The sequence below is a fragment of the Burkholderia aenigmatica genome (genome assembly GCF_902499175.1).
In the GTDB taxonomy this organism is placed as follows: domain Bacteria; phylum Pseudomonadota; class Gammaproteobacteria; order Burkholderiales; family Burkholderiaceae; genus Burkholderia; species Burkholderia aenigmatica.
Genome location: NZ_CABVQC010000085.1, coordinates 21,545 through 34,371, shown reverse-complemented (window position 1 = coordinate 34,371; position 12,827 = coordinate 21,545). Strand labels below are relative to the sequence as shown.

Annotated in this window: 7 protein-coding genes; 1 reads left to right on the top strand and 6 read right to left on the bottom strand. The window is 68.4% G+C overall.

All coding sequences use genetic code 11. The annotated features are described in order from the left end of the window. The coding region (locus tag BDO18943_RS37800) for a family 20 glycosylhydrolase (protein WP_175026198.1) at positions 1–1,758 on the top strand (1,758 nt) is incomplete at its 5' end. 150 nt (positions 1,759–1,908) lie between these two features. Here BDO18943_RS37800 and nagE read toward each other — a convergent pair. From nagE to BDO18943_RS37770, 6 genes are all read right to left on the bottom strand, one after another. Next, complete coding sequence (gene nagE, locus BDO18943_RS37795; RefSeq protein ID WP_175026197.1) at positions 1,909–3,678, bottom strand: N-acetylglucosamine-specific PTS transporter subunit IIBC; 1,770 nt, start codon at positions 3,676–3,678, stop codon at positions 1,909–1,911. A gap of 87 nt (positions 3,679–3,765) precedes the next feature. Further along, the gene (gene ptsP / locus BDO18943_RS37790; RefSeq protein ID WP_175026196.1) at positions 3,766–6,348 is read right to left on the bottom strand and encodes a phosphoenolpyruvate--protein phosphotransferase; all 2,583 of its coding nucleotides are present in this window, start codon (positions 6,346–6,348) and stop codon (positions 3,766–3,768) included. A gap of 15 nt (positions 6,349–6,363) precedes the next feature. Continuing rightward, positions 6,364–7,371, bottom strand: a complete 1,008-nt coding sequence (locus BDO18943_RS37785; RefSeq protein ID WP_043187258.1) for an SIS domain-containing protein — start codon at positions 7,369–7,371, stop codon at positions 6,364–6,366. Then, positions 7,364–8,467: an N-acetylglucosamine-6-phosphate deacetylase gene (gene nagA / locus BDO18943_RS37780; RefSeq protein WP_043187257.1), complete on the bottom strand. Its 1,104-nt coding sequence runs from the start codon at positions 8,465–8,467 to the stop codon at positions 7,364–7,366. The genes BDO18943_RS37785 and nagA overlap by 8 nt, the downstream gene beginning before the upstream one ends. A gap of 98 nt (positions 8,468–8,565) precedes the next feature. Beyond that, a complete protein-coding gene (locus BDO18943_RS37775) occupies positions 8,566–9,300 on the bottom strand; it encodes a GntR family transcriptional regulator (RefSeq protein WP_175026195.1) in 735 nt (244 codons plus the stop codon). Positions 9,301–9,618: 318 nt separating this feature from the next. After that, positions 9,619–12,825, bottom strand: a complete 3,207-nt coding sequence (locus tag BDO18943_RS37770) for an error-prone DNA polymerase (RefSeq protein WP_175026194.1) — start codon at positions 12,823–12,825, stop codon at positions 9,619–9,621. Positions 12,826–12,827 lie beyond the last annotated feature (2 nt).

Genomic DNA, 12,827 nt, shown 5'->3' with positions numbered 1-12,827 from the left:
CCCGACCTGCCGGACGCGCAGGTCGCGGCGCTGCGCGAACGCGCGACGACACTCGGACTCGACGGCGCGCGCGTGCCGGTACGTGGCGCCGTCGCGCCGCGCCGGCTGCCGGCCGACATCGCGACGCCAGGCGGCTACCGGCTCGCGATCGGGCCGCGCGGCGTGCTGATCGAAGGCTACGATCGCGCCGGCCTCTACTACGGCGTGCAGACGCTCTACTCGCTCGCGCCCGCCGGCGGCGGCCCGATCCCGGCGATGCTCGTCGAGGATGCGCCGCGCTTTACGCATCGCGGGATGCACGTCGATCTCGCACGCAACTTCAAGCATCCGGCGACGCTGCGCCGCCTGATCGACCAGATGAGCGCGTACAAGCTCAATCGCCTGCACCTGCACCTGTCCGACGACGAAGGCTGGCGCATCGAGATTCCCGGCCTGCCCGAGCTGACCGAGATCGGAGGACGCCGCTGCCACGACCCGAGCGAGACGCACTGCCTGCTGCCGCAGCTCGGCTCCGGCCCGGACAACCGCTCGGGCGGCGGCTACCTGACCCGCGACGATTACGTGGCGCTGGTGCGCTACGCGGCCGCGCATTTCGTCGAGATCATCCCCGAGATCGACATGCCCGCGCACGCGCGCGCGGCCGTCGTGACGATGGAGGCACGTTACCGGCGGCTGCATGCGGCCGGCCGCGAGCAGGAAGCGAACGCATACCGGCTGCTCGATCCGCAGGACACGTCGAACCTGACGACGGTGCAGTTCTACGACCGGCGCAGCGACCTGAACCCGTGCGTGCCCGGCGCGCTCAATTTCGCGTCGAAGGTGATCCGCGAGATCGCCGCGATGCATGCGGACGCGCAGGCGCCGCTGCACATCTGGCACTACGGCGGCGACGAGGCGAAGAACATCTTCCTCGGCGGGGGCTTCCAGCCGCTGAACGGCACCGACCCGAACAAGGGGCGCATCGATCTCGCCGCGCAGGACAAGCCGTGGGCGCGTTCGCCCGCGTGCACGGCGCTGCTCCAGCGCGGCGAGATCAAGTCGATCGACGAGCTGCCGACACGTTTTGCGCAACAGGTGAGCGCGGCGGTCAGCGCGAACGGAATCGGCACGATGGCCGCGTGGCAGGACGGCATCAAGCATGCGAACGGGCCGCAGGACTTCAGTACGCGCCACGTGATGGTGTCGCTGTGGGACACGATCTTCTGGGGCGCATCGGACAGCGCGCGCGACCTGAGCGGCAAGGGCTACCTGACGGTGCTCGCGCTGCCCGACTACCTGTACTTCGACTTCCCGTACACGCTGAACCCGCGCGAGCGCGGCTACTACTGGGGCTCGCACGCGACGGACGAGTACAAGGTGTTCTCGCTCGCGCCCGAGAACCTGCCGCAAAACGCCGAGGTGATGGGCGACCGCGACGGCAACGCGTTCGAGGTGACGGGCACGGGCCCCGCGCCGCGCATCGAAGGCATGCAAGGGCAGGCGTGGGGCGAGGTGATGCGCAACGACACCTTCCTCGAATACATGGCCTATCCGCGGCTGCTCGCGCTGGCCGAGCGCGCATGGCACCGGGCCGACTGGGAGCTGCCGTATGCGGCCGGCGTGCGCTTCAAGCGCGGTGACACGCATCACGTCGACATGGCCGCGCTGCAGCGCGACTGGGCCGGCTTCGCGACGCTGCTCACGCAACGCGAATTGCCGAAGCTCGACCGGGCCGGCGTCGGCTACCGGAAGCCGACCTTCACGCTGACGAATCCGTGAACGGCTGAACACTCGGGCGATGCGCGATGCGGACGCAGGCATCGCGCCATCGCCCGCACCAAAGAAAAACGGCTTGCGACGCATCGCAAGCCGTTTTCGTTTTGCCGGCCGGCCCGAACCCGCGTCGCGGATCAGGCCGGCTTCATCGCATCAGGCCGGTTGCACGGCCGCCCCGCTGCCCGACGGCGGCAGGCGCGCGCCGAGCTGTTCGGCATAACGTGCGGCTGCGTTGCCGCAGACGATGTGGAACGTGTCGACCGACACCCATGCGACGTCGAGCGCACCGAGACGATCGCGATCGACCGCCGACGGATCGCGCACGACCACACGCAGGCGCGTGGTCGCGATCGCGTCGAGCGACACGACGTTGGTCGCGCCGCCGAACACCGCGAGCCAGCGTGTCGGCTCCGGATCGAGCGGGCCTGCGGCCGCGCCCGTGACGGGCTGCGCGGCGGCGGCCGTCGCCGTCGATGCTGCGCCTGCCGCGCCGCTGCCGATGGCGGTACGCATCTCGTCGGCAATGATGTCGGCCTCGGGCCCGATGATCACCTGCACGCTGTTGCCGCCGCGCTTGAGCACGCCACGCGCGCCGATCGACTTCAGTTCCGGCTCGGAGATCTTCTCCGGATCGACGACGGTCAGGCGCAGGCGCGTCGTGCATGCGTCGACGACCGACAGGTTGCCGGCCCCGCCGAGCGCGGCGATGTAGCGCTGCGCGCGCGGTGCGGCAGCCGTCGCAGCAGCACCGGCAGCCGGTGCAACGAAGCCGCCCGATGCGTACGATTCCGCGGCCGCATCGGCCGATGCCGGCTCACGGCCCGGCGTGGCCATGTTGAACTTGCGGATGAAGAAGCGGAACAGCCCGTAGTAAGCGGCGCCGTACGCGAGCCCGAGCGGGACCGCGATCCAGCCCTTCGTCGACAGCCCGTAGTTCAGCACGTAGTCGATCGCGCCGGCCGAGAACGTGAAGCCGAGCTTCACGTCGAGGATCTGGCAGATCGCGAGCGACAGCCCCGTCAGCACCGCGTGAATCACGTACAGCACCGGTGCGAGGAACATGAAGCTGAATTCGATCGGCTCGGTCACGCCGGTCAGGAACGACGTCAGCGCCATCGACAGCAACAGGCCGCCGACCATCGCGCGGCGCTCCTTCGGCGCTTCGTGCAGCATCGCGAGACATGCCGCCGGCAGGCCGAACATCATGATCGGGAAGAAGCCGGCCATGAAGGTGCCCGCGGTCGGGTCGCCCGCGAAGAAGCGGTGCAGGTCGCCGTGCACGATCTCACCGCCGGCCGGCGGCGTGAAGTTGCCGAACACGAACCACGCGAGCGAGTTGAGGATGTGGTGCAGGCCCGTGACGAGCAGCAGGCGGTTCAGGAAGCCGAACACGAACGCACCGATCGCGCCCGCCGTCGTCAGCCACTGGCCGGCCGCGTCGATCAGATGCTGGACCGGCTGCCACACGTACCCGAACGCGATGCCGAGTATCACGCAGACCAGGCCCGTGATGATCGGCACGAACCGTTTGCCGCCGAAGAACGCGAGGTAGTCCGGCAGCTTGATGTCTTTATAGCGGTTGTACAGCAGGCCCGCGACCACACCCGCGATGATCCCGGACAGCACGCCCATGTTCAGCTTGGGATCGATGTCCTTCATGATCGCGGTTTCGATCAGGTAACCGATCGCGCCCGCGAGCGCCGCCACGCCGTTATTGTCCTTCGCGAAACCGACCGCCACGCCGATCGCGAACAGCAGCGGCAGGTTGTCGAAGATCGCACCGCCGGCGTCGGCGATCATCTTGATGTTGAACACGTCCGGCTGGCCGAGTCGCAGCAGGATGCCGGCAACCGGCAATACCGCGATCGGCAGCATCAGCGCCCGGCCCAGGCCCTGTATTTTCAGAAACGGATTCCCGTTCATTCAGTCCTCCAATCCTTGTCTCGTCATTAATCGTCGTTGACCTAATTGCTTTCGTCTTGAAACCGGTCGCGAACCTGCCGTCGACGCTCAGTCGAGCGGCCAGACCTCGCGGCTTGCTGCCCTTACCGCCTGTGCCGAATCGAGCGCGAGCAGATCCTGCGCGCGCTGACGGCACAACTGGTAATCGAGACGGCGCACACGCGCCTTGATGCCCGGCACCGATACGGGGTCGACCGACAGTTCGGTCACGCCGAGGCCCACCAGGATCGGCACCGCGAGCGGATCGCCGCCGAGCGCACCGCACACGCCAACCCACTTGCCGTGCCTTTCCGCACCGCGCACCGCGATGTCGATCAGGCGCAGCACGGCCGGATGCAGGCCGTCGGATTGCGCGGCGAGATCGGCCTGGCAGCGATCCATCGCGAGCGTGTACTGCGTCAGGTCGTTGGTGCCGATCGACAGGAAATCCGCGTGCTGCGCGAGCTGGTCGGCCAGCAGCGCGGCCGACGGCACCTCGATCATCACGCCGACCTCGATCGGCTCGGTGCGGCCCTGTGCGCGCGCGAACTCGTCGATGCGCTTTTTCAGGCGCACGAGCTCGCCCGCGTCGGTGACCATCGGCAGCAGGATGCGCACCGCGCCGAGCGGCTTCACCGCGAGCAGGCCCTGCAACTGATCGTCGAGCAGATCGGGGCGCACCTGCGCGAGACGGATGCCGCGCAGGCCGAGCGCCGGGTTCGGTTCGGGCGGCAGCGTCAGGTAGTCGACTTCCTTGTCGGCGCCGACGTCGAGCGTGCGGATGATCGCCGTGCGGCCCTGCAGCGCGTCGACGATCGACTGGTAGCTCTGCTGGTGTTCGACGACCGTCGGCGCGGCCTGGCGATGGATGAACATCAGCTCGGTGCGCAGCAGGCCGACCGCGTCGGCGCCGTTATCGACCGCGGTGTTCGCGTCGTCGAGCGTCGCGATGTTCGCGGCGACCTCGATCGCGCGACCGTCGACCGTCGCGGCGGCTTCACCCGCCAGTTGCCGGTTCGCCTCGCGCACGCCGTCCAGGCGCTGGCGTTCGTGCCGCGCGCGCTCGACATCGAGCGCGGTCGGTGCGTGTTCGAGCCGGCCCGCGCTCGCATCGACGACGACCTGCGTGCCGTCCGGAATCGCGTACAGCGCATCGCCGACCGCGACCAGCGCCGGAATGCCGAGCTGCCGCGCGATGATCGCCGCGTGCGACGTCGCGCCGCCGCGCGCCATCACGAGCGCGGTCACGCGCTGGCGATCGAGCGACGACAGGTCGGACGGCGTGAATTCCTCGGCCGCGAGCACCGCTTCGTCGGGCAGCGCACGCGCGGCTCCGTTCGTATGACCGAGCGCGCGCAGCACGCGCTTCTCGATGTCGCGCAGGTCGGCCGCGCGTTCGGCGAGCAGCGCATCGTCGAGCTTCGACAGCGTGTCGATCTGCGTGCGGATCGTCGCGCGCCAGGCGAAGCCCGCGCTCTTGCCGAGGCTGATCAGGTCGCGCGCCGCGTCGATCAGCGTCGGGTCCTCGAGCAGCACGCGGTGCACCGCGAAGATGCCCGCTTCGCCGACCGCGCCGCGCGCCGATGCGTTGCGCACCGTTTCGTCGAGTTCGGCGTCGACCGCCTTCAGCGCCTGGTCGAGCTGGCGGCTTTCCGCAGCCGGCGTGCCGGCGGCCTGCTCGGGCGGCACGATTTCCGCATCGTCGAGACGCACCAGCGTGCCGACCGCGATGCCGGGCGCCGCACACACGCCCGCGAGCGTGTTCGGGTCGATGGGTGCGCCGACGTTGCGTGCGACCGTCTGTGGCGCGGGCGACCTCAGCCGCGCCGGCTTTTCCTCGACTTCGCCGTGCGCTTCGCGCAGCAGCTCGTGCTCGACCGCATCGACGGCCTGCTGCGCATGCGCGCCACGGCCGACCAGTTCGACCGTCGCACCTTCGCCGGCACCGAGCCCGAGCAGGCCGACGACGCTCGCGATCGACGCCTTGCGGCCGTCGAACAGCACGTCGACGGTCGCGTCGAACCCGCGCACGGCTTCGCGTGCTCGCGCGGCCGGCCGCGCATGCAGGCCGCCCGGTTGCGCCAGCACGATTTCACGGCGCACTTCGTTCTGCGCCGCGGCGCCGGCCTGTGCCGCCTGCACGGCCGCTTCGCCCTTGCCGCGCAGCGCGAGCAGCGGCGTCTCGCCGGCCGTCGCGAAGCCGCTGGCACGATCGACGACCTCGAACGCATCCGAGTTCGCGATCGCGATCACCGACACGAGCGAATGCGCGCTGCGCGCCACCGCATCCTGGTCGAACTCGATCAGCAGCGTGCCCGCCTCGACACGCGCGCCGGCCTCGATATGCGCCGTGAAGCCCTGCCCGTTCAGCTCGACGGTGTCGATGCCGATGTGCAGCAGCACTTCCGCGCCTTGCGGCGTCGTGATCGTCACCGCGTGGCCCGTGCGTGCGAGGTGCGACACGACGCCCGCACACGGCGCGACGAGCTTGCCCGCGAGCGGGTCGATGCCGATGCCGTCGCCGAACATCCCGCCGGAGAACACCGGATCGGGCACGTCGGCCAGCGGAACGATCGGCCCCGTCAGCGGGGCAAGCAGGACGATCTGATCGTGGGTGGGGCTCTTCAACTGGGACTCCTCGGCGCGTCTCATCGGCTGTCTCGGCTATCAGTGCGTTTCGGTGACTTTGTTCAGGTGGCGCGGCGTATCGGGATTGCGGCCGCGCGCGACGGCGAGATCCGCCGCCATCACGTAGAACGAAAGAATGGCGGCGATCGGGTCGAGCGCCGAATGGGCGGACTGCGCAAGCGGCAGCGTCGCGCCGGGCGTGCCGGCGGGCGCCGCGAGCAGCACGGCCGCGCCGCGGGCGCGCATGTCTGCGGCGAGCTGCAGCAGGCCGGCCTGCTCGGGCCCCGGCGGCGCGAACACGAGCAGCGGATAGTCGCGGTCGATCAGTTCCATCGGGCCGTGACGGACTTCGGCGCTCGAGAACGCCTCGGCCTGGATGCCGGACGTTTCCTTCAGCTTCAGCGCGGCTTCCTGCGCGATCGCAAGGCCCAGCCCGCGGCCGATCACGATCATCCGCTCGACACCCGCCAGCGCGGCAACGGCCTGCGACCAGTCGAGCTGGCCGGCCTGCGCGAGTACGTCGGGCAGACCGCGCAGCGCGGTTATCAGCGCGGCGTCGCGCTGCCAGTAGGCAACGATCTGCGCGGACAGCGACAGCATCGCGATATAGCTCTTCGTCGCGGCCACCGACAGTTCGGGGCCGGCGAGCAGCGGCAACTGGTGCTCGCATGCGTCGGCGAGCGGCGACGGCAGCACGTTCACGGCGGCGACGGTGCGCGCGCCGGCTTCGCGCAGCGCGGCCATCGTGTTGACGAGATCGGGGCTCTTGCCCGACTGGGAGAAGGCGATCGCGAGCTGGTCCTGCACCTTCAGCGGCGCCTGCTGCAGCGTGGCGACCGACATCGGCAGCGACGCGACCGGCACGCCGAGGCGGCTCATCGTCAGGCTGGCGAAATAGCTCGCGGCGTGATCCGAGCTGCCGCGCGCGACCGTCAGCGCGACGGCCGGCGGGTGATCGAGCAATTGGCCGGCGAGCGCTTCGACGCGCGTGGTGTCGGCGATCTGCGCGGCGACGACCTGGGCGGACTCGCGCGCTTCCTTAAGCATATTCGACAATCGATTCTCCTTCGACGTAGGTCGCGGTGAGGTTCAGGTCGCGATCGAACACCGCGAGGTCGGCCCATGCGCCGCGCTCGAGGCGGCCGCGATCGGTGACGCCGAGGTAGTCGGCCGCATAACGCGACATCCGGTTCGACACGTCGGCGATCGGCAGGCCGAGCGACACGAGGTTGCGCAGTGCCTGGTCCATCGTCAGCGTGCTGCCGGCGAGCGTGCCGTCGGCCAGCCGCACGCCGCCGAGGCACTTCGTCACGTGCTGGCTGCCGAGCCGGTATTCGCCGTCGGGCATGCCGGTTGCCGAGGTGCTGTCGGTCACGACGTACAGGCGCGGGATCGCGCGCAGCGCAGCACGAATCGCGCCCGGGTGTACGTGCAGCAGGTCGGGGATGATTTCCGCGTATTCGGCATGAGCAAGCGCCGCGCCTACCAGGCCCGGGTTGCGGTGATGCAGCGGCGACATCGCGTTGAACAGGTGCGTGAAACCGCATGCGCCGTGCTTGAGCGCGGCCACCGCATCGTCGTAGGTCGCGAGCGAATGGCCGAGCTGCACGCGCACGCCGCGTGCGGCCATCTCGCCGATGATCTCGATGTGGCCGGCGATTTCCGGTGCGAGCGTGACGACGCGGATCGGCGCGATCGACAGGTACTTCAGCACTTCGTCGAGCACGGCCGACACGGCCGCGTCGGGCTGCGCACCGAGCTTGCCGGGGTTGATGTACGGGCCTTCGAGGTGCACGCCGAGCACGCGCGCGCCGCCCGGTGTGCGGGTGCGCGCGACGGTGCCGAGGTTGCCGACGACTTTCATCAGTTCGTCGCGCGGTGCGGTCATCGTCGTCGCGAGCAGGCTCGTCGTGCCGAATTGCGCGTGCGTGCGGGCGATCGTCTCGATCGCGTCGCCGCCTTCCATCACGTCGGCGCCACCGCCGCCGTGCACGTGCAGGTCGATGAAGCCGGGCAGGATGTAAGGCGCGTCGTTCTTCGCGGGATCGACGGGCTTGCCGTCGAGGGTCGTGATGCGGCCGTTCTCGCTATCGAGCGAACCGTGAATCCAGCCGTCGGGGGTAAGGATGTTTCCAGTCAGCATGACGTTCTCTTGATGATCTGGTGACGCGGGCATCCGCGTCGTGATTTGCAAATCCGTGTCGTTACTTCACGCGTGTCGCGCGCGGGCAGTCTCGCGCGTCAGCGTTTCAGTTCGGCGACGAAGTCGTAGTAATCGTCGCGGCAATACGTTTCACTCACTTCGATCGCGCGCTGGTCGGCGCCGTAGCCGATCCGCGTGATCACCAGCAGCGCCGAACCCGGCTTCACTGCCATCCATTTCGCGATCGCGTGGGTCGCGTTCGCCGCGCGAAAGTGCTGCAGCGCGCGCACGACGGTCATCCCGCGCGCGTCGAGGTATTCGTACAGCGACGCGCCGAGCACCTGCGGATCAGGCACCACTGCCGCCGGCAGCGTCGAGTGCTCGACGGCCATCACGATGCCGTCCGCGCGGCGCAGCCGTTCGAGCCGCGCCACCGTCGCACCGGGCGCGAGGCCGAGACGCGTGATCTCGTCGCGGTTTGCGGCGCGCAGCGTGCGCGACAGCCACACCGAATCGGGCACGAAGCCGCGCTGCTGCATCTTCGCGGTGAAGCCGACGAGACGCGACAGCGGATCGGCGACACGCGGCGTGATGAAGCTGCCTGCCCCGCGCGCCCGCTTGATCAGCCCCTGCTCGACCAGCAACGCGAGTGCGCGACGGGCCGTGATCCGCGACACACCGACCGACACCGACAGCAGCCGCTCCGACGGCAGCGCCTCGCCGGCCCGCCACGCGCCGGCGTGGATCGCGCTCGCCAGGTTGCGGGCGAGCTGCAGATAGAGCGGCGTGTCGCTGAGGGGATCGGGCGCCAGTTCGGACCAGCCGGTTTCCATGTGCCTCCGGGTGTCGGACGACGACCGCAGGCCGTCGAAAGTGAGGGCATTATATAACCACCATAATACCAGTCAACGAACTGGTATTAGCCGTGCAAAAATCGCCGGAAGCCTTGCCCTGCAAGCGTTTTAGTTCAAATAAACCCTTTGTTTACAACGAAGTGCGGGATAGGGATTTACCCGGATTGGTATGCAAGGGGGCAGTTCCAGTACGCGGTTCGGCCAGGTTTTGGGCACGAATATAAGACCTTAATAGAACCAGTTGAGCCGACTGGTATGCATGGGTGACGGCAGGCGCGCCGCCACCGCCACGGTGCGTCAGTGGAATTCGCGGCTCGATGTGCGCAGGCCGCCGAGCAGCGGCGTCAGATCCTCGAAGTGCTGTACGACGAGGTGCCGCACGTCGCTCGCGACCTGCCACACGCCGGACGCGGCGAGCAGCCGCGAATCGAGGGTTTCGCGGCGCTGCCGCGCGAGCAGCTCGGGCCGGACGATCAGGTTCACGCAGCCTGTTTCGTCCTCGAGCGTCATGAACATCACGCCTTTCGCGGTGCCCGGCATCTGCCGCGCGGTCACGAGCCCGCACGCGCGCGCGAGCCGGCCGTCGGGGCGGTCGTGCAATTCGGCTGCGGACGACAGCCGCCGCGCGCGTAGCGCGGGCCGCAGCAGCGCGACCGGGTGGCGGTTCAGCGTGAGGCCGGTGGTGTGATAGTCGGCGAGGATGTCGTCGGCTTCCGACGGCGCGCCGAGTGCGGGCTTCTCCGCTTCGTCGATCGGTGCGGTCGCGAGCAGGTCGCGTTCGGGGGCTGCTGCAACCGCTTGCCACAGCGCATCGCGGCGGTGGCCGGCGAGCGTTGCAAGTGCGTTCGCAGCGGCGAGCGCTTCGAGATCGCGGCGTTCGAGTTGAGCGCGGCGCGCGAGGGTGTCGACGTTGTCGAACGGGCCGGCCGCCATGCGTGCGGCTTCGATGCGGCGCGCGGCAGCTTCGCCGAGACCGCGCACGAGCGACAGGCCGAGCCGCACGGCCGGCTGGCCATCGGGAGGCGGCTGGTCGGGCAGCGCTTCGAGCGAGGCGTCCCAGTTGCTTTGCGTCACGTCGATCGGCAGCACCTGCACGCCGTGGCGCTTCGCGTCCTGCACGAGTTGCGACGGCGGGTAGAAACCCATCGGCTGGCTGTTCAGCAGCGCGGCGAGGAAGATCGCCGGTTCATGGCATTTGAGCCAGCTGCTGGCGTACGCGAGTTTCGCGAAGCTGGCGGCGTGGCTTTCGGGGAAACCGTAATCGCCGAAGCCCTTGATCTGTTCGAAGATCTGCTCGGCGAAGTCGGGCGGATAGTCGCGCTCGCGCATCCCGTCGACAATCTTGCGGTGATATTTCTCGAGATTGCCCTTGCGCTTCCACGCGGCCATCGCGCGGCGCAGTTCGTCAGCCTCGCCGGGCGTGAAGCCCGCCGCGATCATCGCGATCTGCATCACCTGTTCCTGGAAGATCGGCACGCCGTACGTCCGTTCGAGCGCAGGCTTCAAATCCTCCTTCGGATAACTGACCTTTTCGATGCCCTGGCGGCGTTTCAGATAGGGATGCACGGCCCCGCCCTGGATCGGCCCCGGCCGCACAATCGCCACCTCGATCACCAGGTCGTAGTAAGTCTCCGGGCGCAGGCGCGGCAGCATCGACATCTGCGCGCGCGATTCGATCTGGAACACGCCAACCGTATCGGCACGGCAGATCATGTCGTAGGTTGCCTTGTCATCCTGCGGAATGTGTTTCAGCGTGAACGGTTCGCCATCCGGCTCCGGCGGCCCGCGCCACGCGGTACGCATGTCGAATGCGCGATGCAGCGCCGACAGCATGCCGAGCGCGAGCACGTCGACCTTCATCAGCCCGAGTGCTTCGAGATCGTCCTTGTCCCACTGGATCACGCGCCGCCCGTCCATCGCCGCGTTCTCGACCGGCACGAGCCGCGTGAGCTTGCCGCGGCTGATCACGAAACCGCCCGAGTGCTGCGACAGGTGGCGCGGAAAGTTCAGCAGCCGTGCGGCGAGCCGGGCCCATGCCTGGATGAGCGGCGTCTGCGGATCAAGCCCAATCGTCCCGAATTGCTGCAGCAGATCGCGACTACCGTCGAACCAGCGGTGCCCCTTCGCGACGCGATCGACCAGCATCGGATCGACGCCGAGCGCCTTGCCGGTTTCGCGCAGCACGCCACGCGGGCGATAGGTCGATACGGCAGCCGCAAGCGCGGCGCGGTTGTGCCCGTACTTCTTGTAGATATGCTGGATCACCTCTTCCCGGCGCTGATGCTCGAAGTCGACGTCGATATCGGGCGGCTCGCCGCGCTCCGCGCTGATGAAGCGTTCGAACAGCATCGTGCTCTGCTCGGGATTCACCTCGGTGATGCCGAGGCAGAAGCAGACGACCGAGTTCGCCGCCGAGCCGCGACCCTGGCATAGAATGTTCTGGCTGCGCGCGTATTTGACGATGTCGTAGACGGTCAGGAAGAACGGCTCGTAGCTCAGTTGCGCGATCAGGTCGAGTTCATACCGGATCTGCTTCGACACCTTCTCCGGCACACCTTGCGGATAGCGGGTGGCCGCCCCGGCCATGGTTTCCTGCTCCAGATAGCTCGTCGGCGTGAGCCCCTTCGGCACGATCTCGTCGGGATACTCGTAGCGAAGCGAGTCGAGTTTGAAATCGCACGCATCGAGAATCGTGCAGGTCTCCTCGATCTCCGCCGGCGAATACAGATTCCCGATCCGGTTCCGCCCGCGCAAATGCTGTTCCGCATTCGGCGCAAGCGCATACCCGCACTCGGAAACCGGCATGCCGACGCGAATCGCCGTCATCACGTCCTGCAGCTCCTTGCACGAGCGCCGGTGCATCGTCACGTCGCCCAGCGCGACGATACGCACGCCACGCCGCTCGCCGGCCGCACGAATCTCCTCGCGCTGCGCACCGTCCAGCGCGCGCTGCAGTTGCACGAGCCCGAGCCGCGCACGTTCGCCGAACGTCGCGCGAAACCACGCGACCTGCGCATCGAGTACATCCGCACGCACCGGATACGTCGGCACGAGAATCGCGAAGCAGTCAGGCATGCCACGCAAGTGCGCAAACTCCGCTGGCGGCGCCGACAGCATCCGCGACGTCAGCGTGTAAGTGCCCTTCGGCGAAGCCATCCGCCGCCACGAGATCAGCTCCGACAGATTGCCGTAGCCTTCACGATTCTGCGCAAGCAACACGAGCCCGAACGCGCCGGGGCCCGGATCGTGGCCAGGCGCGACGTCATCCGGCGTGACCTCGAAATACGAACCGATGACGAGCGGCAGCCCTTTCGCCTTCGCCGCGACGTGCATGCGCGGCGCACCGGCGAGCGAGCATTCGTCGGTGATCGCGATCCCGCGATAGCCGAGCTCGAATGCACGCTCGACCAGTTCCTCCGCATGCGACGCGCCATGCAGGAACGAAAAGTTCGAACGGCAGAACAACTCCGCGTAATCGGGCAGCCAGCTGAATTCCGCAACCATCA